This window comes from Desulfovibrio sp. Fe33 (assembly GCF_028532725.1).
Lineage (GTDB): Bacteria > Desulfobacterota > Desulfovibrionia > Desulfovibrionales > Desulfovibrionaceae > Pseudodesulfovibrio.
Genome location: NZ_JAQKGU010000009.1, coordinates 63,137 through 88,200 on the forward strand (window position 1 = coordinate 63,137; position 25,064 = coordinate 88,200).

The window sequence follows — 25,064 nt, forward strand, 5'->3', positions numbered from 1 at the left end:
CATTCGAGGAGATAAGAATATGTCCGACATTCCCAAAGCAGATGAGCTCTTCAAGAGCATAGATTACAATCCGCCCGTGACCGGATGGATGGAAACCCCGGTAGACTTCTCGCCGGGCCATTGGTGTTACCCCGCCAAGCCCGAAAAGATCGCCTACATGGACAAGAAGCTGCCCGGCCTGTGGGGCGAGCCGCGTACATGGATGCCTTCCGACGCCGATTGGAAGCTGCCCCCCAACTGGAAGGAGACCGTGGTCAACGGTTTCCGCGAGCGGCTCAAGAAGTTCCGCTCCCTCCAGTTGTTCATGGACATCTGCGTGCGTTGCGGCGCTTGCGCCGACAAGTGTCACTACTTCATCGGCTCCGGCGATCCCAAGAACATGCCCGTGCTCCGCGCCGAGCTGATGCGCTCGGTCTACCGCGGCGAGTTCACCCTGGCAGGCAAGATCCTGTCCAAGTTCACCGGCTCCCGCGTCATGGAAGAGCATGTCCTGAAGGAGTGGTTCATCTACTTCTATCAGTGCACCCAGTGCCGCCGCTGCTCCCTGTTCTGCCCCTACGGCATCGACACCGCGGAAATGACCATGATGGCCCGCGAGCTCATGCACCTGGTCGGCCTGAACACCAACTGGATCATGGAGCCGGTCTCCAACTGTAACATCACCGGCAACCACCTCGGCATTCAGCCCCATGCCTTCAAGGATATCGTGGACTTCATGGTCGACGACATCGAGGAAGTCACCGGCCGCCGGGTCAAGGCCCCGCTGAACGAGAAGGGCCACGAGATCCTGTTCATCACGCCGTCCGGCGACGTGTTCGCCGACCCCGGCATCTACACCTTCATGGGCTACCTGCTCCTGTTCGACTATCTCGACCTGGATTACACCATGTCGACCTATGCGTCCGAGGGCGGCAACTTCGGCTCGTTCACCAACAACGAAGTCATGAAGAAGCTCAACGCCAAGATGTACGCCGAGGCCGAGCGCCTGGGCTGTAAATGGATTCTCGGCGGCGAGTGCGGCCACATGTGGCGCGTGGTGCACCAGTACATGGACACCATGAACGGCGACAACCAGTGGTCCGGCATGACCACCCCGAAATCGCCCATCACCGGTACCGTGTTCGACACCGCGGCGGCCACCAAGATGCTCCACATCACCGAGTTCACCGCTGACCTCATCAAGCACAACAAGCTGAAGCTGGACCCCAGCCGCAACGACCACCTGCGCGTCACCTTCCACGACTCCTGCAACCCCGCCCGGGGCATGGGCCTGCTGGAAGAGCCGCGCTACGTGCTCAAGCATGTGTGCAACAACTTCTTCGAGATGCCCCCCGCGACCATCCGCGAGCAGACCTTCTGCTGTGCGGGCGGCTCCGGCCTGAACACCGACGAGATCATGGAAATCCGTCTGCGCGGCGGCCTGCCCCGCGGCAACGCCCTGCGCTACGTGCAGGAAAAGCACGGCGTCAACCTGATGGCCTGCATCTGCGCTATCGACCGTGCGACCCTGATCCCGCTGGCCGATTACTGGGCTCCGGGCGTGACCATCGCCGGTACCCACGAGCTGGTCGCAAACGCCCTGGTTCTCGAAGAGGGCGAGGTCCGCACCATGGACATGCGGCAGGAACCCCTCCCCGGTTTCGAGGACGAAGAGGACGATTGGACGCCCCCGAGCAAGGAGGATGCATAAATGAAAATGTACAACGGATTTGCTATCGTCGCCGGGCTGGTCATCTTCTTCGCGATGCTGACCGCTCCCTTCGCGCTCGGCACCATGACCAAGCAGTACAAGGAACCCGAGCTCAAGCTGCCCGTGAACGAGAAGGAGTGCATCGAATCCACCGAGTACATGCGCACCAATCACATGCAGCTCTTGAACGAATGGCGCGACTGGGCGCTGCGTGACGGCAAGAGGACCTATACCAACCACGCTGGCAAGGAGTTCTCCATCTCCCTGCAGAACACCTGCATGAAGTGCCACACCAGCAAGGCCGACTTCTGCGACAAGTGTCACAACGACGCGGGTGTCTCTCCCTACTGCTGGGATTGCCACGTTCAGCCGGAGGGTTTGAAATAATGAAGAACAGCAGAAGAACCTTCATCAAGCTTGCCGGTATCGCTGCCGCCGGTCTGGCCGTGGCCCCCAAAAAGGTCCTGGCCTCGAGCGGCGGACACTCCCCGGTCAAGGTCAATGCCACGGCCTCCCATGCGAAGCATTGGGCCATGGTCATCGACACCACCAAGCTGCACACTGCCGAAGCCATCGACGAGCTGGCCAAGGTCTGCCACCACATCCACAACGTGCCCTCCATCGAGGGCAAGAAGGAAGTGAAGTGGCTGTGGCACGATACCTACGGCCATTCCTTCCCCGAGCAGGAGAACCCGCATCTGGCGGAAGAGGTTCACGAGCGCGTCTTCCCGCTTCTGTGCAACCACTGTGAGAATCCCCCGTGCGTGCGCGTCTGCCCCACCAAGGCGACCTTCCAGCGCCCGGACGGCATCGTGGCCATGGACTACCACCGCTGTATCGGCTGCCGGTACTGCATGGCGGGCTGTCCCTACGGCTCCCGCTCGTTCAACTGGGGCGATCCCCGGCTGAACCTGGATATGGCCAACCTGAACCCGGAGTTCCCCACCCGTATGCGCGGCGTCGTCGAGAAGTGCAACTTCTGCGTCGAGCGTCTGGCCGTGGGCAAGCAGCCCGCCTGTGTGGAGGCATCGAACGGCGCCATGTTCTTCGGCGATCTGAAGGATCCGGATTCCGAAGTCCGCAAGGTGCTTCGCGAGAAGTTCACCATTCGTCGTAAACCCTCGGCAGGCACTGAGCCCAGTGTTTACTACATCATCTAGGAGGACTCCGAATGCTTGAATTAGCTCTCAAAGGCTCCAAGAGATACTACGGCTGGATCGCGTTCCTCCTGGTTCTCATTGGCATCGGTTCCACCGCCCTGGTGGACCAGTGGATAAACGGCCTGACGATCACCGGCATGAGCCGCGACGTGTCCTGGGGATTCTACATCTCCCAGTTCACCTACCTGGTCGGCCTGGCCGCCTCCGGCGTCATGATCGTGCTGCCGAACTACTTCCACTCGTATAAGACCAACAAGCACATGGTCATCTTCGGCGAGTTCATGGCCATCGCTGCGTGTATAATGTGCCTGCTGTTCATCGTCGTGGACATCGGGCAGCCCACCCGCATGATGAACATGATCTTCCATCCCACTCCGAACTCCATTCTGTTCTGGGATATGATCGTGCTCAACGGCTACCTGTTCCTGAACCTGCTCGTGGGCTGGACCTGCCTGCAGGCGGACCGTCAGCACCTGCCTCACCCGCAGTGGCTCAAGCCGTTCATCTACATCTCGATCATCTGGGCCTTCTCGATCCATACCGTGACCGCGTTCCTGTACCAGGGCCTGCCCGGCCGCCACTACTGGCTCACCGCCATCCTGGCCGCCCGCTTCCTGGCTTCCGCGTTCTGCTCCGGTCCCGCGATCCTGCTGCTCGTCATGATGATCACGGAGAAGTTCACCAGCTTCAAGATGGCCAAAAACGCCATTTCCACGCTCGTGAAGATCATCGCCTACGCCATGTGCGTGAACATGTTCTTCTTCGCGCTGGAAATCTTCACCTCGTTCTACTCGAACATCCCGGGCCACATGCACCCGATCCTTTACCTGTTCGAGCACGCGAGCTCCGGCCTGGTCACTCTGATGTGGACCTTCATCGCCTTTGCCGCGATCTCCATCACCCTGCTGGTGACCCCGCGCTTCCGCAACAACTACAAGCTGCTGCCCTGGACTCTCGGCATCCTGATCGTCGCGACCTGGATCGACAAGGGTCTTGGCCTGCTCATCGGCGGGTTCAACCCCACGCCGTTCGAGACCATCACCTCGTACTGGCCCACCGGCAAGGAACTCATGGTTTCCATGATGGTCTACGCCATCGGCGCCCTGGTGGTGACGGTGCTCTTTAAGATCGCCACCGAGGTCAAGGCCGAAGTGGGTCATTCCCAGAAGCTGGACTGCGGTTGTTCCTCCGAGGACACCTGCGAGTGCGCTCCTGAGGAAGCCCCGGCCGAAGCCTAGCCTCGGCGCAGCCTGGCCACGTAACGTCACCTCGCTAGGCACCTAGGCTGAAACAGGGCCGCCCCGGAAACGGGGCGGCCCATTTTTATGGGAACACCTGTCCGCAAGCCGTTGCGTCCTTTGCGGAGCCGCTTTGACGCGTTGCCCCGCCCTGTGTTCGCAGATTATTGCCTGAATGGCTGGGAAAATCGCCTTGCGGACCGCGCGCCCTGCCCGGACCGCACTTGCCGTAGGGCAAGGCTGCCGGGGCGGTCTGTGGGGAGCGCGGCGGGATTACGGACGTCGGGAATCGAGTCATTGTGCTTAAATCGGCAAGGTTCGCGTATGTTGCGACATTGACGAGTGCGTGGCATAGTGCATCTCCATTAATAATCGGCGAGTAGGGGAAGGACCGGAGGCGGTTGCGCCGAGCACCTTATCGCATTGCGAGGAAAGCATGAATATTGGCCAGTACACTTTTGAAGAGTTCAAGAAGAAAGCCAAGGAATTTCACGGATATCCAGCTCCAGGCCTGTTGATAGGCGGGTACATGGTGGAGGCGGCCAAGGCGCGTCTTCCCGAAGGTACGCTGTTCGAGGCCATGGTCGAGTCGGGCAAATGTCTGCCGGACGCGGTCCAGCTTCTGACCCTGTGCTCCACAGGCAATAACTGGATGAAGGTCAAGCTTCTCGGCCGATATGCCGTGTCCCTGTACGACAAGTACACCGGCAAGGGAATCCGCGTGGCCGTGGATCAGGAAAAGCTCAAGGATTGGCCGGAGATTCGCTCCTGGTTCATGAAGGAGAAACCCAAGGCCGAGCAGGACACCGAACGGCTTTTCGCCGAAATCGAGCAGGCTGGGGACACCATCTGTTCCATTCGGCCCGTGACCATTTCCAAGAAATACCTGGGACATGGGCACATGACCACTATCGATGTCTGTCCCGTCTGCGGCGAGGCGTACCCCGGTTCCGACGGCTCCATCTGCCGTGGTTGCCAGGGTGAGGCTCCCTACGAGTCCATGGAAGGGGCGTTCTGCGTCGATGATGCGCCGGATCTCAAGACCGTGCCCGTCGAGGAGGCCGTGGGCAAGAAGGCCGTGCACGACATGACCGGCATCGAGCCCGGCGAGTCCAAAGGCCCGATCACCAAGGCCGGGGATGTTTTCGATATAGGCGATGTCTGCCGCCTGCAACGCATCGGCAAGTTCAACGTCTATGACGGCGACGCCGTTCCCGGCGACGAGTGGGTCCATGAGAACGACGCGGTCAAGGCGTTCGCCAAACGCATGGCCGGTCCCGGCATCACCTACGATCCGAATCCGGAAGAGGGCAAGATCAACTTCTTCGCGGAGTATGCCGGTATGCTCTCCATCGACCTGGACGCGCTGAACAGGTTCAACCTCTCCCCGGACGTCATGCTGGCCACCCGGCACGACGGTTCGCTCATGCCTGAAGGCAAGGGCGTGGCCGGAACCCGCGCCATTCCCCTTTACATCTCGCGCGACAAGCTCAGCCGCGCCCTGACCGCCCTTGGCGAAGGGCCGGTCCTGTCCATTCTGCCGCTCAAGCCCGCCAAGGTCGGTATTCTCGTTACCGGCACCGAGGTCTTTCAGGGGCTCATCGAGGACAAGTTTATCCCCATTATCTCGTCCAAGGTTATTCACCTCGGTTGCACGGTACACATGACCGATATCGTGCCCGACGATCGGGAAGCCATCACCCGCGCGGCCACGGCCATGCTGGAAGGCGGCTGCGAGCTTGTCGTCACCACGGCGGGCATGTCTGTCGACCCGGACGACGTCACGCGGGCGGCCCTGGTGGACGCCGGTCTGCACGGAGACCTGTACGGCGTCCCCATGCTGCCCGGCACCATGACCCTGGTGGGCAAGCTGCGGAATGCCGCCATCATCGGCGTGCCTGCCTGCGCCCTGTTCTACAAGACCACGGCTTTTGACGTGGTCCTGCCCCGCATCCTGGCCGGGCAGGAACTCCGCCGCAAGGATTTGGCTCGCTTCGGCGAAGGCGGGTTCTGCATGAACTGCAAGACCTGCTCGTTCCCCAAGTGTCCGTTCGGGAAGTAAGCTTTGATTCAGTAGCTCACTTTTGAAATTGAAAGAGAAGAGAATATGGAAGGCCGCCCTAAGGGGCGGCTTTTCTTTTGATGGAAAGAAGCGCGCCTTTGGCGCGAGAGCCAGTGAAGGGGCTTTGCCCCTTCAGCCTCCATGCCCTCCCGGCGGGGTCCATTTCTTTTGCTGGACCCAAAAGAAATAGACGAAAGAAAAGGGCCTTTTTCAGCGCGGCCGCCCGCAGGATCATCGACAAGAATCCGATCCGCTCGGGTCGGCTCCATCCGAGCAAAAGTATAGGTCCTTCCCCGGTGCTCCGCTTCCCACTCTCGCAGGTCCTTCCTTCCTCGTCACCGGAGCCGCCGCCCCTTCGCGGTCGGCTTCTAGGCCGCTGATCCAGGGCTAGAGCTCGTAGTAGACCATTTGCCTTGCGTTCGCCTTGGGGAGGGCCTTCGAGAAAGAAGAGCCTAAAATTAGTTTTCCCGCGTTGGAAGGCGGTATCTCGCTTGCGCGGGAGACGTTCGAAAGCCGGGGCCTAGAGCCTGTCTGAAGCGGCGAAGCGTAGGCCGACTGCGTTCGCCGCAGGCGGACATCCTGTCGGGCAGCGAAAGCCGCTACAGGCTCTTGGCCACTGCTTTCGGGAGCCGAAAGGGCCGAAAAGCGCAGTTTTTGCTTCCTTTTTTCTGCGCCAGCAAAAAAGGAAGTCGCCGTAAAGGCGAAACAAAACGTGGTGAGAACGCGCACGGTCTGCCGCGAAGCGCGGCACACCTTCACGCGCTCTCCTCCCAAAAAAACAAATATGGAAGGCCACCCTAAGGGGCGGCTTTTTTTTGAAGGAAAGAAGCGCGTCGTTGGCGCGAGAGCCAGTGAAGGGGCCTTGCCCCTTCAGCCTCCATGCCCTCCCGGCGGGGTCCATTTCTTTTGCTGGCCCAAAAGAAATAGACGAAAGAAAAGGGCCTTTTCCTAGCGCGGCCGCCCCCGGGATCTTCGGCAAGAATCCGATCCGCTCGGGTCGGCTCCATCCGAGCAAAAGTATAAGCCCTTTCCCGGTGCTCCGCTTCCCACTCTCGCCAGGCCTTCCTTCCTCGTCACCGGAGCCGCCGCTCCTTCGCGGTCGGCTTCTAGGCCGCTGATCCAGGGCTAGTGCTCGTAAGCGGACTAGTTGGATAGGGTCGCCTTTGGGATGGATTTGGGTAGCGGCTTTGGGGACGAAGAGCGGGGAATAAGTTTTATTGAGTTGGAAGACTGTAACTCGCTTGCGCGGTAGACGTTCGAAAGTCGGGGCCTAGAGCCTGTCTGAAGCGGCGAAGCGTAGGCCGACTGCGTCCGCCGTAGGCGGACATCCTGTCGGGCAGCGAAAGCCGCTACAGGCTCTTGGCCACTGCTTTCGGGAGCCGAAAGGGCCGAAAAGCGCAGTTTTTGCTTCCTTTTTTCTGCGCCAGCAAAAAAGGAAGTCGCCGTAAAGGCGAAACAACACGTGGTGAGAACGCGCACGGTCGAACGCGAAGCGCGGCGCACCTACCCGCGCTACACCTCGCCCCAAAAAGAAGAAATAAAAAGGCCGCCCATACAGGCGGCCTTCCCCTTCCATCCGATGGAAAGAAACCTACACATAGTTCGGATAGTCGGTGCACAACAGGTGAAGCGGAGCTTCATCCTCGTCGATTTCAGGGAAACGGGCCTGCGGTTCATGGAACCTGTTGTCGGTGTTGTCGTCGTTCACGGACGAAACTTCGCCCACCAGGACTTTGCCCTTGCCGGGCTCGCCGTAGAAGCGGTGGTACATGCCCTGTTCGAGAAATATGGATTCGCCGGGCGTCAGGATGATCTTTCCGCCGGGCTGGACGATGCGGGTAAAGCCGTCCACGGAAACGGCCAGGGGTTCCCGGGCCAGCTCTTCGGAGGGGGTGGAGCCGTACAACTCGATAACCAGGTTGCCGCCGCCCCGGTTGATGATGTCCTCGGTCTTGGCCCAGTGGAAGTGCATGGGACAGACTTGGTCTTCCCGGACGATCATGATTTTTTCCGCATACTTCTTGGGGTGTCTGGCGGCGAGGTTGCCGTTGCGGATGGTAAACAGGATCAGCCCCCGATGCTCGAAATCGCCCGCCCCGTAGTCGGTCAAATCCCAGCCGAGCTGGTTTTGGACCACTTCTGACGCGCCCTTGCCCTTCCATTGCTCCGGAGACCAGAAGGCCCACGGCGGCAGGGCGAACCGGAAGGAGGCGAAGAAGTCCTTGGCGTCCTGGATAAGGGTGTTGATTTCGCTGCGTTTCATGTCGTCTATCTAGGTGAGCCGGTTGGCCGCGTCAAGGGGAAGCAAGGGTCGGAAGGGCGACTCTGTAACATTCACCGTAACAAAAAGAGGTGGCGTTCGGCATCGGCCGGGTATATAGGAAAAATCTGCTCTGACGCTATGACCGCAACACGGGACGGCCCTGCCGCCCGATAACGTGTGAGGAAGATTATATATGGGCCTCTTTTCTCAAGAGAAAGCCAAGGAAAATTCCGAATTGAACGCCTTCCTGGGCGTGGGTACCGAATACAAGGGTAAGCTTGAATTCGTCGGCACCGTCCGCATCGACGGCCGGTTTGAGGGCGAAATCACCACCGACGGCGTGCTCATCCTGGGCCGTAAGGCCTACATCGAGGGGCTGGTCCGCGTGGGACAGCTCAACTCCTGTGGTGAAATCCGCGGCGAAGTCCACGTCAAGGAAAAGGCCGTGTTCGAAAAGACCAGCGTGCTCAAGGGCAGCCTTGACACATCGGTCCTTGTTGTGGAACAGGGCGCTCTGGTCGAAGGGACCATCCACATGACCGGCGCGGAGACTATGGCCTCCAAGCCCAAGGTCGTGTCTGCGAATTTCGGCGGCAGCGCAACAGAGCCCGCCGCCGGCGAACCTGACGTCGCCAAGACCGGCTCCGACGACGGCGGGGCCTAACGGAGGTTTACGATGTTTGAAGTAGTTATCGAGACAATGGGCAGGGAATACGTCGCCTTCACCACTGAAGACGCTCGTGAGGCCGAACTGATTCGGCAGCGCCACATCCGTTCTCTCACCGACGGCATGGCGTACATCCGCGAAACCAAGCCCGAAGAAGACAAGAAGTAACCGGCTCGTTCCGGTTGCCCGAATGATCGGCCCGCCGACGCACATGCGCCGACGGGCCGACCGTTTTTCAAGCCGTTGACAGCCGGGCGCGCCCGGGTATCCCTGGCGAAGCCCGTCCCAACGCTGTTTACCTCGCGGGCGATATGTGAGAAGGTCCGCCCAAGTTCGCACGGGAGTTCTCTTCATGGAAAAGATCATATTGGTGCATGTGACGGGCGGCGACCGGCCCGGTCTGACGGCGGAACTGTCCGACGTCCTTGCAAGCTACGAAGTGGATGTGCTCGACATCGGCCAGGTGGTCATCCACAACTTTCTGACCCTCGGCATTCTCATTCGCCTGCCTGCCAATTCCCAGCCGGTGCTCAAGGACCTGCTTTTCAAGGCGCACGAGCTGGGCGTGACCATGAAGCTCCATCCCCTTGACGAGGATAAATACAATTCCTGGGTGGGCGAGGCGCACAGGCCGCGCTACATCATAACCCTGCTGGCCCGTTCGGTCTCCGCGGCGCAGATCGCCGCCATCACCAAGGTGGTCTCCGAGGCCGGGCTGAACATCGACACCATATACCGCCTTTCCGGCCGCGTGCCCCTCGACTGCAACGACTACGAGTGCTCGCGCGGCTGCGTTGAATTCACCGTGCGCGGCACCCCCCGGGACGTGGCGGAACTCCGCGCCAAGTTCCTGGAAATATCCTCCCAGTTGATGGTCGACATCGGTTTCCAGGAGGACAACATCTTCCGGCGCAACCGCCGCCTGGTGGCATTCGACATGGACTCCACCCTGATTCAGGCCGAGGTCATCGACGAACTGGCCAAGGAGGCGGGCGTGGGCGATCAGGTGGTCGCCATCACCGAGTCCGCCATGCGCGGCGAGCTGGACTTCAAGCAGTCACTGCGCAAACGGCTTTCCCTGCTCGAAGGCCTCGACGAATCCGTGCTGCAAAGGGTCGCCGACCGTCTTCCCATGTCCGAGGGCGCGGAAAAGCTCATTTCCAACCTCAAGAACGTGGGCTACAAGATCGCCATCCTGTCCGGCGGCTTCACCTATTTCGGAGACATCCTGCGCCGACGCTACGGCATCGACTACGTCTACGCCAACGAACTTGAAATCGTGGACGGCAAGCTCACCGGGCGGGCCGTTGGCGATATTGTGGACGCCCAGAAGAAGGCCGAGCTGCTCCAGTCCATCGCCGCCCAGGAAGGCATCTCCCTGCAACAGGTCATCGCGGTGGGCGACGGCGCCAACGATCTGCCCATGCTCAATCTCGCCGGATTGGGCATAGCCTTCCACGCCAAGCCCAAGGTCAAGCAGGGCGCGCGTCAGGCCATCTCCACCCTCGGCCTCGACGCCATTCTCTTCCTCATCGGTATGCGCTCCCGCGACGTGCTGTAGGCGTTGAAAAACGCCTGGTGAGGAGAGAGGGAAACCCTTTGGATAAGGGGTTTCCCTCTCTCCTTTACAAGCCTGTCATGCCCAAAGGCATTGCGTCGGCGCAGGCATGAATAGCCGGGGAAAGGAAAAGGACTCTCCCCGAGGCGGGCCGCCGCAGGGGTGTTGTCCCATGCGGCGAAGGCGTTTCGGGTGGCGGGCGCGGGCCGGGCCGAATCGAAGGCATCGTCACGGAAGTGAGCGTTGTCTAAACGGGGGAGGGCTGGTAAGGACGGGAGGGGAGCTCGAATACTGACAGAATATGCAGGAGGGGCCATGTTCGACAATGATAAGCCATACACCCTGGATTCGGTGGTGCGGATGGTTTTGGGGGCCGGTTTCTTCATCGGCATGGTTTGGCTGCTCGGGTATTTGTCGGGCGTGCTCGTGCCGTTCGTGGCGGCCTTGCTGGTGGCCTATCTGCTCAACCCCCTGACCTGTTTCCTGGAAAAGCGTGTGGGCAACCGAGGCGTGGCTGTGCTTCTGACCATGCTCGTGCTGGTCGTGGGCACGGCTGCCGTGTTTCTGTTGGTTGTGCCCATGATGATAAACGAATTCGCGCACATGGGCCAGGTGTTGTCGCGTCTGGTCTCCAACACCGAGCTGGCCGACAAGGTCGCCGCCCACCTGCCGCCGGACATCTGGGCGTGGGTGCGTCAGACCGTGCAGTCGCCGGAGGTCCGGGATTTGTTCACGGCTCAGGGCGCGCTCAATGCGGCCAAGACCGTCGCCGGGAATGTCGTTCCGGGCATCCGGGGCGTGGCCGTCGGCGCGATCAATGCCGTGGCCGGGATTTTCGGGGTGTTCGTCATCCTGCTCTACGTTATTTTCCTGCTGGCCGACTTCGGGCGTATCAAGGCCGGGTGGCAGGACTATTTGCCCGCCCGGTATCGCGAAAGCGTGACGGGTTTTCTGGGCGAGTTCGAGAAGACCATGGGCCTGTATTTCCGTGGACAGATCATCGTCTGCCTCCTCGTCGGTGTGCTCATGTCCATCGGCTTTCTGCTCATCGGGCTGCCTTTGGGGCTGGTCATGGGAATGCTCATCGGCATCCTGAACATCGCCCCCTATCTGGGCGTGGCCGGGGTGATTCCGGTTCTTTTCCTGGCCGGGCTCGATTCGCTTGAGGCGGGGGAATCCGTTTGGGTGGGCATCGGGCTGGCCGTGGCGGTCATGGCCGTGGTCCAAGTAATCCAGGACGCCGTGCTGGTCCCCAAGATCCAGGGCGAGAGCCTGGGGCTTTCCCCGTGGCTCATTCTCCTTTCCCTGTCCATTTGGGGCAGGCTCCTCGGCTTTTTGGGCCTTTTGATCGCCTTGCCCATGACGTGCCTCTGCCTCTCCTATTATCGTCGCCTGCTGGCCGTTAAGGCGGCCGAAGCTCCTGCGGAGCCGCCTTCCGAAACAAACTGATGTGGGCGGCTCGTCGCGCCGCCGCCCGGTCCTGTCTACTCCATTCCGCTTCGGGATGGAGCGGCTCGGCCGCGTCTTGTCGAAAGGATTGTTCCGAAACCGGCTAGGCCCGTTTGAGGGCGGCGGTGAGGATGCCCGCGCCGATGAGCGAGGTGCCGCCGATTCTGTTTATGAGCCGCATGGAGCCGGGATTGGCGACAAGGCGGCGAGCCTGGACGGCGAGGAGGGCGTAGAACAGGGCCACAAGCATGGTCAAAATCTGGACCGTGACTTCGAGAATGAGCAACTGGGGCAGATAGGGGCGGCTCGGGGTGATGAACTGCGGCAGGAAGGCGCACAGGAAAACGATGGCCTTGGGGTTGGTCGCCGTGACGACGCAGGCGTTGAGCAGGTGGGTTCTGTTTTTCGCGGGCTGGGCGGATTTCGGACCCGAGCCGGTATTCGGCTCGGCCAGCCAGGTCTTGACGCCCAGATAGACGAGGTAGGCGGCTCCTGCCCATTTGAAGAGCGTGAACAGTTCGGCGGAAGCGGCCAGCAGCACGCCCAGTCCGGCCAGGGAGGCCGCGGCGGCCACGGCGTTGCCCAGCCCCACGCCGAGGGCGAGCGGCACGGCGGCGCGTCTGCCCTGCGCCAGAGCGCTGCCCACCACCATCATCACGGTGGGGCCTGGGATGAGCAGCACCGCCACGGTGGCGGCCAGAAACACCAGATAGGTATCCAATTCCATGTGGGCTCCGGGTTGCGGGAAAGCCTATCTTGAATCTGACAGGACAAGCCGGTTCCTTGTCAAGTCGGGCTTGCCCGGGAATCGCCGCCGCCGGGCCGCCTCGCGGCTGTGCGGATTTAGGAGTGCTCGAAGGGGAGGACGAACGAGAACACGTTGCCCTCCTCGGTGTGGGCGTAGGAAACCTTGCCGCCGTGCAGTTCGACCACCTGCCTGACGAAGTAGAGACCATGCCCCGTGCCGGGTCTGCTGGCCACGTTCTTGGCGCGGAAGCCCGGCTTGAAGACTTCCAGCGGTTCCTTCAGGTCAAGCGGGTTGCCCGTGGAGGCGACCCACAGACGGATGCCGGGCTTGTTCGGGCCGAAGAAGTCGTCGATGATCTTCCAGCCGTAGGATACGCGCTGTTCCTTGCCGCCGCCTTTCACCGGCATCTTTTCCGTGTATTTGAGGGCGTTGGAAAGAATATTGTCCAGGACCTGGGCGATGAGCCCCCGGTCGAGGGTCAGCCGTATCACGTGATCCTCGGCGCATTCATGCGCCAGCGAGAGCCGTATGTTGCGTTCTTCGAAGCGGTGACGGAACCGTTCGACGACCGGGTCGACGACCGTGGTGCGCAGGTTCACGTCCCGCTTGTCGAGCACGTAGCGCCCCTCTTCGAAATGTTGCCGCCTGAGCAGGGTCTCAAGGAACATCGAGGTGGACTCGTAGTGGCTGTAGATTTCCTGGTATTGAGCCTCGATGCCGCCGACGATCTGCGCCAGCCTGTTGCCCTCGCGGATTTGATCCGGGTTCGCGTTCTTGTTCATTCCCGTGAGGATGGATGTGGTGGTCAGGTGCAGCTCCTCGATCTTGCGCTTGAGCCGGTTGAAATAGAGCTTGAAGTACATGTTGGGCACGATGACGTTGTGCCCGATGTCCTGGACCATGGATTTGATGAAGGCAATATGCTCGCGGTTGCGGGCGCGGATGATGCGGTGGTGAAGCTGGTAGCCGACGCGGTTGACGTATTTTTCGAGGAAGAGGCGGATATGGCCGGGTAGGCCGGAGCAGGGGCGCATGACGAAACAGCCCAGGACGTTGTGGGGCGGTTCGAAGGCGAGCATGTCGTTGAATTCCGGGTTTCCCCGGATGGGGATGTGCATGTTCTCGCCCTTGATTGTCAGGCGGTGGTTCATCACGTCGCTCCAAGGCAGTACGGACTCCTTGTCGCATTTCCCGGAAGAGCAGGCGGCCAGGGCGAAGGTCTCCTCGTCCTCCAGGATGTACATGGTCGATTCCAGGCCGAACAAGGCATGGGGTATGGCCATGCAGACCGCGTAGAACATTTCCCGGCCGCGCATTTCCTGCGAGAGCTCGAAGAAGATGTTCAGGGCGATGTTTTGCCGCCGGGAAAAGTCGTACCCGTCGTAGTCGAGGAATTTTGCCTCGATGCGTTCCTCCACGAGGGCGAGCCGCTCTTCGTCGGTGATATCGAGCAGGCTTTCGTTCTGGGCGTGGGTGTCGGGGTTGTTCATTCGCGCACGTCCGGCGGTTTGAGTATGCGGATTTGGTTTATATGTACGCTTTTGGGATGGTTCTGACAAGAAAAGCGGGCGCGAAGTCCGTAACTCCGTTACGCCGGAAACGGTGAAAGGGCCGCTTGCGCGGCCCTTTCAGGGGTTGGAGGTCTGCTTTTGAGGAGGGGTTTTGAGGTTAGAAACTGCTTTTCAAGGGAGGTATGGTATATGCTGTCAGGCTCGGTCGTTGCGCCGTTTGATCCGGATGGGATGGGGGTTTGTCATCCGGACGGGCACAGGGACTTTGGCCTCGAAGCCGTTGGGTTCCCCGTCTTCCCGGACGCCGGGGGCGGCGTCCGGGTCGGTGAGGAGGGGCCGCCGCAACAACACGACGGCCAGGATGATGAGAGTGACGGTAACTGCATCAATCATGATTTGCTATTAGCATAGGCCGTGCCAAACCATTGAAGCCTGTAATTTCAGCTAGTTGTAGACTTGTTGCATGTTCAACATTTGTGCAATGTGATGTGCATTGCACAAAAAGATGTGCAGCGTTGCACAATGTGTGCGGGGATCAGTTCATGAGCAGGGCGTAGACCGCGCCCACCAGGGCGATGGTCAGGCTGCGCGAGACCTGATTGTAGAGAATGAGCTTGAAGGCCATGCGCGGGCGGAAGATGCCTGCATAGTAGGGGAATTGATGGCGGAAGGCGCGCACGGGCGAGGAGAGCACATTGCCGAGCATGAGCGCCAGAATGACCTGGACCTGGGTCAGGCTGGTGTCGGCGATGAGTGCGCTGGCCACGGCCAGCCCGGCGGTGAACTCGGCGGCCATGTGGAAGGCCACGATGGACAGCGCCTCGGGCGGCAGGAAGGTGAAGAGCGGGACGCCGTCCGCCATGGCCGACTGAATCCAGGCGAACAGGCCGAGCTGCTTGAGCACGAAGAACAGCGTGTAGATGGGGCAGGTGATATAGAGGATTTTGGGAAGCCGTTTGGTGAACCTTCGCCAGGCCTGCCTGAGCGCCTTGGACAGGGTGGCCGAAAGACGGCGTCGGATGATGAGCAGCACCTTGACGGGGCGTCGCCTGAATGCCCTCCAGGTTATCTTTGTCCCCGATTTGTTCCACTGCGCGTCGATCTCGGAAAGCCTGCATGGCAGACACCCCTCCGGCAGGGGCGGGAGCAGAAATTTGCCTGCGAAGACGATGCCCATGGTTCGGAGGACCGACGCGAGCGCGGTCAGCCCCACGTAGGTGTAGGCCGCGGAGCCGATGAACGGGCTGGCGATGAAGAATATGGTCGGCAGGTGCAGGAAATAAGTGGGCAGGGAGTTGAACAGGTTGGAGAGGACCAGCTCTCGGTCCGACAGCTCCCCTTTTTCATGGGCTTCGGCGAGCATTGTGTTGGCAGTGAGCCCGGAGAAAAAGGCCATGGTGAAGCTGGCCGCCGACACGTCCTTGAGCCGGGCGCGCCGCGCCAGGGGGTCCGCCAGCTTGGCGGCATATCGGGTCCAGCGCAGGGACTCGATCAGGATGCCGACCATCAGGGCTATCGATATGTAGAACGTCAGCCTGATGAGCGGCCAGAAAAGACCGTTCCAGAGTACCGGCCAGGAAAAGTCGATGGCCATTTACTTCTTTTTGGGTTTGATCTTGATCTTGCGGACCTGGGCCACCTCGTCGGTGGGCATGTAGAAGGTGTTCTTGTCGCCGGGGAACGTGGTGCGCCGGACTTCGGCGCAATACATCTCAAGGGCCTTGCGCGAATCATCGCCCAGTTCGGCGAAGCGGCGGACGAACTTGGGAGTGAACCTGTCGAACAGGCCCAGCGCGTCGTGGTAGACCAGAATCTGGCCGTCGGTCACGTTGCCCGCGCCGATGCCGATGGTCGGGATGGTCACGGCCTCGGTGATGACCTGGGCGGCCTCCACCGGCATGGCCTCCAGAACCACGCAGAATGCGCCGGCGGCCTCGACGGCCTGCGCGTCTTCGACGAGCACGCGGGTGGCCTCGGCGGATTTTCCCTGGGCCTTGAAACCGCCGAACCTGGCGAGGTGCTGGGGGGTCAGTCCCACATGGGCCATGACCGGCACGCCCGCTTCGGTCAGGGCGGTGATTTGCGGGGCCACGGTCTGGCCTCCTTCGAGTTTGACCGCCCTGGCTCCGCCCTCGCCCATGAGCCGATGGGCGGTGTCGAGCGCCCGGTCCACGGTGGCGAACGACATGAACGGCATGTCGGCCACGAGCAGCGCCCGCTTGACGCCTCTTGCGGCCGCCTTGGTGTGGTGGACCATCTCGTCCACGGTCACGGACAGGGTGTCCTCGCGGCCGAGCACGACCATGGCCAGGGAATCACCCACCAGAACGAGGTCGACGCCTGCCTGGTCGGCGATGAGCCCGGACGGATAGTCGTAGGCGGTTATGCAGCAGATTTTCGCTCCGCCTTTCATGCCCTGGATGACCGGGGCGGTGACGGGCTTGGCCTTGGCCTGGGGGATGGTCTTCTCTGAGGTTGTCATGGCCCGGAGAGTAGGGCCGCTTGCGGTCCCAAGTCAAGGGGGGGGCATGTGTCTTGAAAGACGCGTGGACGCCATGGGGAAAATCAGGCGCTGAAAGCCGCTTCGCGGCAATAGTCGGGTGATTTCGCCTCCGGCGGACAAGGGCCCGCACCCTTGCATCCCCTGTAAGCGCCTTCGGCGCGGGGTTTTTTCCGCTTCGCGGCGTGAGTTGAATATATGATGTCCAAAAAAAAGACCGCCCGGAGAGCGGGCGGTCTTTTTTGCTTGGTGCGGATCAGGCCCGGATTTACATCGGGGCGAGGTTCTGCAGCACCCAGATGACCCGGCCGACGGTGCGGTCGTTCATCTCTTCAGCGGGGATGGTCAGGTCGGAATACTGTTCGTTGTCGGCCTTGAGCAGGAAGGTGTCGCCCTGGTGGAAGACCCTGCGGATGGTCAGTCCCTGGTGGGGAAAGTGCACCGCGCACAGGTCGCCGTCGGGATGTTCGCTCTGGTCGCGGTCGATGCCGACGAAAGCGCCGCGCGTGATGACCGGGTCCATGCTCGCGGAATCAACCTTCACCACCAGCAGCTTGGGGCGGCAGAAGGATTCGGGCACGGAAAGTTCCTCAATGGGCTTCGGTTCCCACTCGGCGGCGTCCTTGTCCGCGCCGGCCATGGTGGAGACGGCGACCAGACGGCCGCGCGAGTTCATCCGGCCATAAGGGGCCGGGGTCTCGCGGAGCAGGGTGTCGGCCGGGACCTTGGCCTTGTCGGCGTTGATGTAGACGGGCTCCACGCCTTCGGACAGCCAATCCGGGTCCAATCCGTGGCTGCGGTACAGCTTCAGGAACCAATCGGCGGGGATAGAGCAGCGGCGCTTGGCGTCCGATATGCTTGACTGGCGAACATCGAGCACCTCGGCCAGTTGGACCTGGGTGCGGGCCCCGGTCGCCTTCTTTATGCGCTCAAGCGCTTCCTCGAACCACTTGAGCTGCGCTTCGTCACATCTCCGTTTCTTCTTGGGCATAGTCGCTCCTTAACAAATGATGGCGGCACGTAGTGACTTTCCCCCTATTATCGGAGTAACGTAACATCTGTATGCCGTCCAGTATATTTTATCAATAGGGGTAATCCCCCGGACCAGACAATAGGTTCCGCCGTTTTTCTGCGTATAGGGAAAATCTCCCGGGGACTTTGGGAGAAACTCCCGATAATGTCAATGATATCGTTTAAGGTTATTTTTTGCAAAAGAAAAAGGATGTGGCCGTTATGTGACCACATCCTCAATCAACAGGAGTGTGCTTTTCTTATTGAAGGTGTTTCAGGAAGGGACTTTTTGGCGTCAGTATGAATCTGGTATTCTTATCGAATCCCTGACGATAAGCCTCGAGGCTACGGGTGAATTCGTAGAAGTCGGGAGATTGCCCCAGAGCGTCCGCATAGACTTTGGTCGCCTGGGCGTCGCCTTCGCCTCGGATTATTTCCGCCTGTTTCCCGGCGTCGGCGAGGATGATGGCGCGCTCCTTGTCGGCGTTGGCCTTGATCTTGGCTGACGCCTCCTGTCCCTCGGAGCGGTACTGCTTGGCCTGGCGTTCGCGCTCGGCCTTCATGCGTCCGTAGATGGAGCGGGCGTTTTCGGCGGGCAGGTCGGTGCGCTTGATGCGCACGTCCAGAACCTCGATGCCGTAGGGCATGAGCAGTTCCTTGGACCGTTCGGTCACCATGTCCATGATCTCCTGCCGTTTGTGCGAGACGACCTCGATCAGGGTGTAGCGGCCCAGGGCCACGCGGAGCTGCGAGCGGACGATGTCGTCCAGCCGGGCGCGGGCGCCCTGGATGGTGCGCACCTTGGTATAGAACGTCAGGGGATCGATGATCTTCCACTTGGTGTAGGAGTCCACGTTCATGTACTTCTTGTCCGTGGTGGTGATCTCCTCGGGCTTGGCGTCGAAGTCCAGGATGCGCGCGTCGAAGAAGACCACGGTCTGGACCACGGGCAGCTTGAAGTGCAGGCCCGGTCCGAGGGCCTTGTCCCCGATGGGACGGCCGAGCTGGATGACGATGGCCTGCTGGGTCTGGTCCACGGTGAAGGCCGCGGAGGTCAGCACAAAGGCCCCGATGATGATGGCGGCGGCGAATATGATGGTCGTTTTCTTCATATCGAGTCTCCCCTTATTGAGCTTCCTTGGGGGCAACCCGGCGGGGCTGCTTGTCCAGGGGGAGATAGGGTACTGATTGCTTCAGGGCGTCGTCGGACATGACCAGCTTTTCCGTGTCGGGATTGGACAGGAGTGCTTCCATGGTCTCCAGGTAGAGGCGCTCGCGGGTGATGTCCTTGGCCTTGTTGTATTCGGTCAGCACGGCCAGGAATCGGGCGGCGTCACCTTCGGAGCGGCGAACCTTGGCCTCCTTGTAGGCCAGGCCCGCGTTGACGATGCGGGACGCCTCGCCGCGCGCCTTGGGCAGGATGTCGCGCTGATAGGCTTCGGCCTCGTTGATGAAGCGGCTCTTGTCCTCGCGCGCGCTCGCCACGTCCTTGAACGCCTCGATGACCTCATCCGGCGGATGCACGTTCTGCATCTGTACCGCCACGACGGACAGCCCGGTCTGGTAGTTGTCCAGAATACGCTGCATCAGCTCGCGGGTCTGGACCTGGATTTCCTGCTTTCCGGTGGTCAGGGCGTCGTCGATCTTGCCGTTGCCGATGACTTCGCGCATGGCCGCCTCGCCGGCGTGGGCCAGGGTCTGTTCGGGGTCGTTGACGTTGAACAGATAGTGTTCGGCGTCCTTGATGAGGTATTGGACGATGAACTGCACCGAGACGATGTTCTCGTCGCCGGTGAGCATCAGGGATTCTTCCTTGACCTCGCGGCTGACGCCCTGCTGGAAGCTTTGCGTCAGGGGGCGTCCCACGGACCTGAAACCGAATTCCACACGCCGGATTTGCGTCACCTTGGGAGTGAGCACGCTTTCCACAGGATATGGAATGTGGTAATTCGGACCTGCCGTGGTGACACGGTTGAACTTGCCGAATTGTTTGACCACGCCGACCTCATCGGGTTCGACAATGTAGAACCCGCTGGCGATCCAGAGGAGGACGAGGATAGGAAGGACGAGTTTCCAGCCGGGCAGTTTAAACCTTTTCAGTTTGTCGAACTGCTCCTGGAAATCGTCGAAGCTCGGCGGCTTGCCGCCGGGGCGCCCCTGTTGCTGCTTTTGTAATTTGTCCCAATCCCAATTCATAATGACACACAAGTAGGCATATTGCGTGGGCAGGTCAAGAAAAGCCGAAGGAAAAAGCATTGAAACCGCTGCCGGGGATAAAAAAAGGAGTCGGCCCGCATGGCCCTTGTTGACCGCATGACCGGACTCTTCCGCCGTTTTCGGTCCTACGTCCTCCGCCGCGAGGTGGAGGTGGTCGGGCAATGTCTCTGTTGCGGCCGGTGTTGCCGGTCCATCCGTCTTTCCGAGGAAGGCCGCTGGCTGCGGCATGTTTCCGATTTCGAAAGGCTGGTGGAAGAGGCCCCCGGGCTCGGCCGTTTCATCCCCCTGGAGCGCGACGAAGAGGGATACCTGACCTTCGACTGCTCCATGCTCGGCGAGGACAACCTTTGCATCCGTCACGGGTCCCGTCTCTCTTTATGTAGAAATTATCCGTCGAAATCGCTATATTACCAAGGCGGCCGGACTCTCAAAGGCTGCGGCTACACTTTCAGGGCCGTGACGTTTCGCGACGTGTTGCTGGGCCGCAGACCTCTCAAACCCGCCGATTTCTCCGCCGAACTGCGCCGGGAAATCGAACAGGAACAAGACAACCGGAAATGAAAAAGCTCATATTCATCCTCATTGCGGCGATTCTGACCGGGGGCGGCGTCTGGTACTTCACTGCGGGCCAGACCGCCGAAAAAATCAAGGTCCTCAAGACCGACACGGTCAAACGGGGCAGCGTTTCCAAGGTCCTTGAGGCCACCGGCATCGTCAAGGCCCAGGTGGGCGCGCAGGTCAAGATCGGCGCGCAGGCCACGGGCGTGCTCGAATCCGTGCCCGTCAAGGTGGGCGAGCATGTGAAAAAGGGCGAACTCGTGGCCCGGATCGACGCCCGCGAGCTCAAGGCGCGCATAGCGGAGGCCAAGGCCAATCTGGACCTGGCCATGGCGAAGCTCGACTATATGGAGAAGAACCTCCCGCGCAAGCGCACCCTGGTACAGAAGCGCCTCGAAGCCCAGGATTCCCTGGACGTGGCCACCCAGGACGCTGAGACGGCCCGGTTCAGCGTGGCCGCCGCCAAGGCGAAGCTCGACACCCTCAAAGTCCAGCTTTCCTACACCAGCATCTACTCGCCTATCGACGGCGTGGTCAGCCAGGTGGCCGCCCAGGAGGGCGAGACCATCGTTTCCGGCCTGTCCGTGTCCAACCTTATCACCGTGCTCAACCCGGAACTGCTCGAAATGTGGATATACGTGGACGAAACCGACGTGGGCCGCGTCAAGACGGGGCTGCCCGTGCGCTACACCGTGGACGCCTACCGCGACAAGATCTTCGAAGGCGTCGTGGACCGCATCTATCCCGAGCCCGAAATCCGCGACAACATCGTCTACTACCGCACACTGGTCACAGTCTCCCGCGAGCAGGCCGACTTCCTGCGGCCGGAGATGACCACGCAGTGTAAAATCATAGTCCAGACCAAGGACGATGTGCTGACCGTTCCCAACAACGCCCTCAAATGGGTCAAGGACCGGCAGGTCTGTTTCCGCGTGACCGATCCGACCCGGGAACCGGAAGAGGTCGCCCCCAAGCTCGGTCTCGTCGGCCTGGAGAATTCCGAGATTCTCGAAGGGCTGTCCGAGGGCGACGTGGTCGCCACCCAGCTCGTCCTGCCCGGCGCCAAGGTCGGCAAAAAGGGCCTGTAATGACCTCGGCCATCTCCCTCGACGGGATCACCAAGACCTTCTTCCAGGGAAAGGACGACGAGACCCGGCCCGGCATCGAGGTCCTCAAGGGCATCACCCTGGAGGTCGCCTCCGGCGAGTTCATCGCCCTGCAAGGCACCTCCGGTTCGGGCAAGTCCACCCTGCTGCATATCATCGGATTGCTCGACCGGCCCACGGCGGGAACCTATCGCCTTCTGGGACACGACGCCTCGCACCTGGACGACGATCAGCAGTCCGATCTGCGCAACAAGGCCCTCGGGTTCGTGTTCCAGTCCTTTTACCTCATCTCCTACGCCACGGCCCTCGAAAACGTCATCCTGCCCGGACTCTATTCCGGCAGGCCGCGCGGCGAGCTGGTCGCCCGCGCCGAGGAGCTTCTGGACCGCGTTGGGCTGTCCGACCGCATGAACTTCAAGCCCTCGCGCCTGTCCGGCGGGCAACAGCAACGCGTGGCCATGGCCCGCGCCATGCTCAACAAGCCGCAGATTCTCCTGGCCGACGAGCCTACCGGCCAGCTCGATTCCACCACTTCAGGCGATATCATGAAGCTCTTTCACGATGTGCACGACGCGGGACAGACCATTGTTCTCGTCACCCACGATGAGGACGTGGCCCGGGAAGCGGGCCGTATCATCCGTCTGCACGACGGGCGCATCGCCGAGGACGTGGCCGTGTAACGGGGAAAGGTGTGCCTCCGGCGGCCGGGGCGCTGCCCCGGACCCCGCCAGGGAACCTTTTGAAAAAGGTTCCCTGGACCCTCCAAAACTTTTTGTGCCGCCTTCGGCGGGGGGAGAGGCAACCTTTCAAAATAAATGTTATTTCAACGGATGAACGTTGTAACTTGAACGGGACCAACCCTGCGATTCCCTCCGCGAAGCGGCCCGAAAAGTTTAGGAAGGGAAAGGGGATGGGGGTTCGGGGGAAGGGGAAAGGGAAAGCCCTTTTCAAAGGGGTTCCCTTTCCCCTTCCCCCGGCCGCCGGAGGCACATAAAAAAATGATGCGGACCATAACCAGGGTAGTGAGCATGGGCTTGGAGGCTGTATGGGCTTTCAAGTTGCGGTCCATATTCGTCATTTTGGGTGTGGCGTTCGGCATCGCTTCGCTGACGCTGATCGTGACGGCGGTGGACGGCGCGAACCGCAAGGCGCTGGAGATGGTGGACATGTTCGGTCCGGACGCGGCGTTGGTGTTCGGCGGCAATTTCCAGAAGCGCGCGGTGGGGATGCGCACGCTGATATTGAGCCGGGACGACGCGGAGCGCATCCGGTCGTCGTTGCCCGGGGCGTATCAGGTGTTGCCCATGCGCGCCAGGGGCAGCCAGACGGTGAAGGCGGGCAACCGGAGCTGTCAGGACGTGGTGATTGTGGGAACCTATGAAAATTACTCCCAGGCATGGAACTGGCCGTTGAGCGAGGGGCGTGACCTGTCGGCCGAAGACGAGCGCATCGGGGCCAAGGTGGCGTTGATAGGCGAGACGCCTTCGCGTGAGCTGTTCGGGGACGAGTCGCCGGTGGGGCGGGTCATGTACGTTTCGGGCATCCCGTTCCAGGTGGTGGGCAAGCTGTCCTACCGGGGCGTGACTTCGGGCGGAGGCGGCGACGTGGACAACCGGATCATCATTCCCCTGTCCACCATGGTCCAGAGGTACAATTTGGACCGCAAGTATTTCAGGGCGTTGCGGGTCAAGTTCGCGGAGCCGGATTATATGGCCGCGCACACGGAAAACCTGCGTTCCCTGCTTCGGCATCTGCACCACCTCCAGCCTGAGGAAGACGACGACTTCACCATTCTGACGGCCGACGAGGTGCTCAAGTTCCTGGCTATATTCAAGGGCGGCCTGACCATATTTCTGGGTGTGACGGCGGGCATCGCCGTGCTGGTGGGCGGGTTTGTCCTGGCCAATCTCTTTTCCATTTCGGTTTCGGAACGGGCCGAGGAAATCGGTCTGAAAAAGGCCATGGGCGCGCGCAATTCCGCGATAATGATGCAATTCCTCGTGGAGGCGTGCGCTTTGACCATGCTCGGCGGGGTGCTTGGGCTGTTCCTTGGGCTGGGGCTTGGTCAATTCCTGTCGCGGCTGGATATCCTGACCATACAGTTTTCCTGGAAGGCTTTTTTCATGGCCCTGGCCGGATCGCAGGCCGTGGGGCTGGTCTTCGGCCTCAAGCCCGCCCGGCAGGCTGCGTCGCTTGATCCCATTCAGGCGCTTCGCGGCGAGGGGTAGGCTGGGCCCGGCTTCCGGGCTTGCCTCAATTCCGCCCAGACGATAGAGAGCAGCCATGCGCATCAACATCCCCAGAGTGCACGGTTCCACGCCCAAGGAAAAACTTGTTCGAACCCTTGCGTTGATCCTCGTCTTCGCCGCCGTGATATGGGCGTTCATGAAGAACAACGAGCATGTTGTCGAAGTCCTCAATCAGGCGAGCGCCGTTTACGACGAGACGGGCGTCCTGACCAAGGACCAAAAGAAGATGATCGTGTCGTTCACGGGAGCCTTGCGGGACAAGTGGGGGATGGAGTGCCGGATACAGGTCTACGGCGGCGACTTCGTGGTGCCGGACCTGGACGACAAGACCATGTACATGGGGCTTGCGCCCGCCATCGGCGTGGCCGAGCTGCGGTTTCCCCCGCTCATGCGCAAGGCCCTCGGGCCGCAATTCATAGAGTCTCTCAAAACCACTTTCCTGCTCCCGTCCTTCGAGGCGGGCGACTGGCCCATGGCCATTCAGGAAGTGCTGGTGGAAATCCTCAAAAAACTCGATTCATTGAACAAGGAGAACAGTAGTGAGTGATCGCGTGACCATGTATACGGACGGTTCCTGCCTGGGCAACCCCGGCCCCGGCGGCTACGGCGCGGTCCTCATCCACGGCGAATACAAGGGCGAGAAGGCGGACAACTACAAGGAGTTCGCCCAGGGCTACAAGCGGACCACCAACAACCGCATGGAGCTGCTCGCCGTCATCGTGGGGCTGACCGCCCTCACCAGGCCGTGCTCCGTGGACCTCTGGACCGACTCCAAATACGTCCAGCAGGCCATCACCCAACGCTGGCTCAAGAACTGGCAGCGGAACGGCTGGAAAACCGCCGCGAAAAAGCCGGTCAAGAATCAGGACCTTTGGCAGAGGCTCCTGCCTCTTATCGAAAAGCACGACGTCGATTTTCATTGGGTCAAGGGCCACGCCGGGCACCTGTTTAACGAGCGTGTGGACGATCTGGCCAGAAATGCCGCCTCGGGCAGGGACCTGCTTGAGGACGAGGGTATGGAGTAGGAGCCGCCTCGGTCCGGGGCTGATTTTCGCGTCCCCTCCCTTCCGGGCGGGG

General features: G+C 60.9%; 25 protein-coding genes. 15 read left to right on the forward strand and 10 right to left on the reverse strand.

Going from position 1 to position 25,064, the window contains the following annotated elements:
- The first annotated feature begins 19 nt into the window (after positions 1–19).
- The 5 genes from dsrK (at position 20) to PSN43_RS12120 (ending at position 6,150) form a co-directional block, all read left to right on the forward strand.
- Positions 20–1,690, forward strand: a complete 1,671-nt coding sequence (gene dsrK, locus PSN43_RS12100; RefSeq protein WP_272700985.1) for a sulfate reduction electron transfer complex DsrMKJOP subunit DsrK — start codon at positions 20–22, stop codon at positions 1,688–1,690.
- Positions 1,691–1,696: 6 nt separating this feature from the next.
- On the forward strand, positions 1,697–2,077 hold the full coding sequence (dsrJ, locus tag PSN43_RS12105; protein WP_272701092.1) for a sulfate reduction electron transfer complex DsrMKJOP subunit DsrJ: 381 nt from the start codon (positions 1,697–1,699) through the stop codon (positions 2,075–2,077).
- On the forward strand, positions 2,077–2,850 hold the full coding sequence (dsrO, locus tag PSN43_RS12110) for a sulfate reduction electron transfer complex DsrMKJOP subunit DsrO (protein WP_272700986.1): 774 nt from the start codon (positions 2,077–2,079) through the stop codon (positions 2,848–2,850). Before dsrJ ends, dsrO begins: the two co-directional genes overlap by 1 nt.
- Before the next feature lie 11 nt (positions 2,851–2,861).
- A complete protein-coding gene (gene dsrP / locus PSN43_RS12115; protein ID WP_272700987.1) occupies positions 2,862–4,088 on the forward strand; it encodes a sulfate reduction electron transfer complex DsrMKJOP subunit DsrP in 1,227 nt (408 codons plus the stop codon).
- 436 nt (positions 4,089–4,524) lie between these two features.
- Positions 4,525–6,150 (forward strand): FmdE family protein, encoded by a 1,626-nt coding sequence (locus PSN43_RS12120; protein WP_272700988.1) that lies wholly within the window; start codon positions 4,525–4,527, stop codon positions 6,148–6,150.
- 58 nt (positions 6,151–6,208) lie between these two features.
- Here the strand turns inward: PSN43_RS12120 and PSN43_RS12125 are convergent, their stop codons facing one another.
- The gene (locus PSN43_RS12125; protein ID WP_272700989.1) at positions 6,209–6,391 is read right to left on the reverse strand and encodes a hypothetical protein; all 183 of its coding nucleotides are present in this window, start codon (positions 6,389–6,391) and stop codon (positions 6,209–6,211) included.
- A 1,350-nt stretch (positions 6,392–7,741) separates the two neighbouring features.
- Positions 7,742–8,413 (reverse strand): D-lyxose/D-mannose family sugar isomerase, encoded by a 672-nt coding sequence (locus PSN43_RS12130; RefSeq protein ID WP_272700990.1) that lies wholly within the window; start codon positions 8,411–8,413, stop codon positions 7,742–7,744.
- A gap of 193 nt (positions 8,414–8,606) precedes the next feature.
- Between PSN43_RS12130 and PSN43_RS12135 the strand changes: the two genes are divergently transcribed.
- The 4 genes from PSN43_RS12135 to PSN43_RS12150 all read left to right on the forward strand — a co-directional run bounded on the left by PSN43_RS12135 (position 8,607) and on the right by PSN43_RS12150 (position 12,087).
- Positions 8,607–9,077: a bactofilin family protein gene (locus PSN43_RS12135; protein ID WP_272700991.1), complete on the forward strand. Its 471-nt coding sequence runs from the start codon at positions 8,607–8,609 to the stop codon at positions 9,075–9,077.
- Positions 9,078–9,089: 12 nt separating this feature from the next.
- Positions 9,090–9,248 carry a hypothetical protein gene (locus PSN43_RS12140; RefSeq protein ID WP_272700992.1) on the forward strand — a complete coding sequence of 53 codons (159 nt, stop codon included), beginning with the start codon at positions 9,090–9,092 and terminating at the stop codon, positions 9,246–9,248.
- 184 nt (positions 9,249–9,432) lie between these two features.
- Positions 9,433–10,641 carry a phosphoserine phosphatase SerB gene (gene serB / locus PSN43_RS12145; RefSeq protein ID WP_272700993.1) on the forward strand — a complete coding sequence of 403 codons (1,209 nt, stop codon included), beginning with the start codon at positions 9,433–9,435 and terminating at the stop codon, positions 10,639–10,641.
- 312 nt (positions 10,642–10,953) lie between these two features.
- Positions 10,954–12,087 carry an AI-2E family transporter gene (locus PSN43_RS12150; RefSeq protein WP_272700994.1) on the forward strand — a complete coding sequence of 378 codons (1,134 nt, stop codon included), beginning with the start codon at positions 10,954–10,956 and terminating at the stop codon, positions 12,085–12,087.
- Between the two features lie 103 nt (positions 12,088–12,190).
- Here the strand turns inward: PSN43_RS12150 and PSN43_RS12155 are convergent, their stop codons facing one another.
- The 8 genes from PSN43_RS12155 to hflK form a co-directional block, all read right to left on the reverse strand.
- Positions 12,191–12,814, reverse strand: a complete 624-nt coding sequence (locus PSN43_RS12155) for a LysE family translocator (protein WP_272700995.1) — start codon at positions 12,812–12,814, stop codon at positions 12,191–12,193.
- Positions 12,815–12,930: 116 nt separating this feature from the next.
- A complete protein-coding gene (locus PSN43_RS12160) occupies positions 12,931–14,325 on the reverse strand; it encodes a sensor histidine kinase (protein ID WP_272700996.1) in 1,395 nt (464 codons plus the stop codon).
- Between the two features lie 216 nt (positions 14,326–14,541).
- Entirely contained in the window at positions 14,542–14,739 is a 198-nt protein-coding gene (locus PSN43_RS12165; RefSeq protein WP_272700997.1) for a hypothetical protein, read from the reverse strand.
- A 142-nt stretch (positions 14,740–14,881) separates the two neighbouring features.
- Positions 14,882–15,940, reverse strand: a complete 1,059-nt coding sequence (locus PSN43_RS12170; protein ID WP_272700998.1) for a hypothetical protein — start codon at positions 15,938–15,940, stop codon at positions 14,882–14,884.
- On the reverse strand, positions 15,941–16,828 hold the full coding sequence (gene panB, locus PSN43_RS12175) for a 3-methyl-2-oxobutanoate hydroxymethyltransferase (protein ID WP_272700999.1): 888 nt from the start codon (positions 16,826–16,828) through the stop codon (positions 15,941–15,943).
- 286 nt (positions 16,829–17,114) lie between these two features.
- Positions 17,115–17,837, reverse strand: coding sequence for a LexA family transcriptional regulator (locus PSN43_RS12180; RefSeq protein WP_272701000.1), 723 nt, complete (start codon positions 17,835–17,837; stop codon positions 17,115–17,117).
- Positions 17,838–18,117: 280 nt separating this feature from the next.
- Complete coding sequence (hflC, locus tag PSN43_RS12185; RefSeq protein WP_272701001.1) at positions 18,118–18,969, reverse strand: protease modulator HflC; 852 nt, start codon at positions 18,967–18,969, stop codon at positions 18,118–18,120.
- Between the two features lie 13 nt (positions 18,970–18,982).
- Positions 18,983–20,053 (reverse strand): FtsH protease activity modulator HflK, encoded by a 1,071-nt coding sequence (hflK, locus tag PSN43_RS12190; protein WP_272701002.1) that lies wholly within the window; start codon positions 20,051–20,053, stop codon positions 18,983–18,985.
- Between the two features lie 99 nt (positions 20,054–20,152).
- Here hflK and PSN43_RS12195 point away from each other — a divergent pair, with 99 nt between their 5' ends.
- The 6 genes from PSN43_RS12195 (at position 20,153) to rnhA (ending at position 25,012) form a co-directional block, all read left to right on the forward strand.
- Positions 20,153–20,635, forward strand: coding sequence for a YkgJ family cysteine cluster protein (locus PSN43_RS12195; protein ID WP_272701003.1), 483 nt, complete (start codon positions 20,153–20,155; stop codon positions 20,633–20,635).
- Positions 20,632–21,720, forward strand: a complete 1,089-nt coding sequence (locus PSN43_RS12200; RefSeq protein ID WP_272701004.1) for an efflux RND transporter periplasmic adaptor subunit — start codon at positions 20,632–20,634, stop codon at positions 21,718–21,720. The genes PSN43_RS12195 and PSN43_RS12200 overlap by 4 nt, the downstream gene beginning before the upstream one ends.
- Positions 21,720–22,418, forward strand: coding sequence for an ABC transporter ATP-binding protein (locus PSN43_RS12205; protein WP_272701005.1), 699 nt, complete (start codon positions 21,720–21,722; stop codon positions 22,416–22,418). Before PSN43_RS12200 ends, PSN43_RS12205 begins: the two co-directional genes overlap by 1 nt.
- Positions 22,419–22,736: 318 nt before the next feature.
- Positions 22,737–23,966, forward strand: a complete 1,230-nt coding sequence (locus PSN43_RS12210) for an ABC transporter permease (RefSeq protein WP_272701006.1) — start codon at positions 22,737–22,739, stop codon at positions 23,964–23,966.
- A gap of 55 nt (positions 23,967–24,021) precedes the next feature.
- Complete coding sequence (locus PSN43_RS12215) at positions 24,022–24,534, forward strand: hypothetical protein (protein ID WP_272701007.1); 513 nt, start codon at positions 24,022–24,024, stop codon at positions 24,532–24,534.
- Between the two features lie 10 nt (positions 24,535–24,544).
- Entirely contained in the window at positions 24,545–25,012 is a 468-nt protein-coding gene (gene rnhA, locus PSN43_RS12220) for a ribonuclease HI (RefSeq protein WP_442874875.1), read from the forward strand.
- Positions 25,013–25,064: the final 52 nt, after the last annotated feature.

What these genes read in the sequence shown, in the direction of transcription:
- dsrK (WP_272700985.1), top strand. Translation starts at nt 20, where the DNA reads ATGTCCGACATTCCCAAAGCAGATGAGCTCTTCAAGAGCATAGATTAC.
- dsrJ (WP_272701092.1), top strand. Translation starts at nt 1,697, where the DNA reads ATGTACAACGGATTTGCTATCGTCGCCGGGCTGGTCATCTTCTTCGCG.
- dsrO (WP_272700986.1), top strand. Translation starts at nt 2,077, where the DNA reads ATGAAGAACAGCAGAAGAACCTTCATCAAGCTTGCCGGTATCGCTGCC.
- dsrP (WP_272700987.1), top strand. Translation starts at nt 2,862, where the DNA reads ATGCTTGAATTAGCTCTCAAAGGCTCCAAGAGATACTACGGCTGGATC.
- PSN43_RS12120 (WP_272700988.1), top strand. Translation starts at nt 4,525, where the DNA reads ATGAATATTGGCCAGTACACTTTTGAAGAGTTCAAGAAGAAAGCCAAG.
- PSN43_RS12130 (WP_272700990.1), bottom strand. Translation starts at nt 8,413, where the DNA reads ATGAAACGCAGCGAAATCAACACCCTTATCCAGGACGCCAAGGACTTC.
- PSN43_RS12135 (WP_272700991.1), top strand. Translation starts at nt 8,607, where the DNA reads ATGGGCCTCTTTTCTCAAGAGAAAGCCAAGGAAAATTCCGAATTGAAC.
- PSN43_RS12140 (WP_272700992.1), top strand. Translation starts at nt 9,090, where the DNA reads ATGTTTGAAGTAGTTATCGAGACAATGGGCAGGGAATACGTCGCCTTC.
- serB (WP_272700993.1), top strand. Translation starts at nt 9,433, where the DNA reads ATGGAAAAGATCATATTGGTGCATGTGACGGGCGGCGACCGGCCCGGT.
- PSN43_RS12150 (WP_272700994.1), top strand. Translation starts at nt 10,954, where the DNA reads ATGTTCGACAATGATAAGCCATACACCCTGGATTCGGTGGTGCGGATG.
- PSN43_RS12155 (WP_272700995.1), bottom strand. Translation starts at nt 12,814, where the DNA reads ATGGAATTGGATACCTATCTGGTGTTTCTGGCCGCCACCGTGGCGGTG.
- PSN43_RS12160 (WP_272700996.1), bottom strand. Translation starts at nt 14,325, where the DNA reads ATGAACAACCCCGACACCCACGCCCAGAACGAAAGCCTGCTCGATATC.
- PSN43_RS12165 (WP_272700997.1), bottom strand. Translation starts at nt 14,739, where the DNA reads ATGATTGATGCAGTTACCGTCACTCTCATCATCCTGGCCGTCGTGTTG.
- PSN43_RS12170 (WP_272700998.1), bottom strand. Translation starts at nt 15,940, where the DNA reads ATGGCCATCGACTTTTCCTGGCCGGTACTCTGGAACGGTCTTTTCTGG.
- panB (WP_272700999.1), bottom strand. Translation starts at nt 16,828, where the DNA reads ATGACAACCTCAGAGAAGACCATCCCCCAGGCCAAGGCCAAGCCCGTC.
- PSN43_RS12180 (WP_272701000.1), bottom strand. Translation starts at nt 17,837, where the DNA reads ATGCCCAAGAAGAAACGGAGATGTGACGAAGCGCAGCTCAAGTGGTTC.
- hflC (WP_272701001.1), bottom strand. Translation starts at nt 18,969, where the DNA reads ATGAAGAAAACGACCATCATATTCGCCGCCGCCATCATCATCGGGGCC.
- hflK (WP_272701002.1), bottom strand. Translation starts at nt 20,053, where the DNA reads ATGAATTGGGATTGGGACAAATTACAAAAGCAGCAACAGGGGCGCCCC.
- PSN43_RS12195 (WP_272701003.1), top strand. Translation starts at nt 20,153, where the DNA reads ATGGCCCTTGTTGACCGCATGACCGGACTCTTCCGCCGTTTTCGGTCC.
- PSN43_RS12200 (WP_272701004.1), top strand. Translation starts at nt 20,632, where the DNA reads ATGAAAAAGCTCATATTCATCCTCATTGCGGCGATTCTGACCGGGGGC.
- PSN43_RS12205 (WP_272701005.1), top strand. Translation starts at nt 21,720, where the DNA reads ATGACCTCGGCCATCTCCCTCGACGGGATCACCAAGACCTTCTTCCAG.
- PSN43_RS12210 (WP_272701006.1), top strand. Translation starts at nt 22,737, where the DNA reads ATGATGCGGACCATAACCAGGGTAGTGAGCATGGGCTTGGAGGCTGTA.
- PSN43_RS12215 (WP_272701007.1), top strand. Translation starts at nt 24,022, where the DNA reads ATGCGCATCAACATCCCCAGAGTGCACGGTTCCACGCCCAAGGAAAAA.
- rnhA (WP_442874875.1), top strand. Translation starts at nt 24,545, where the DNA reads ATGTATACGGACGGTTCCTGCCTGGGCAACCCCGGCCCCGGCGGCTAC.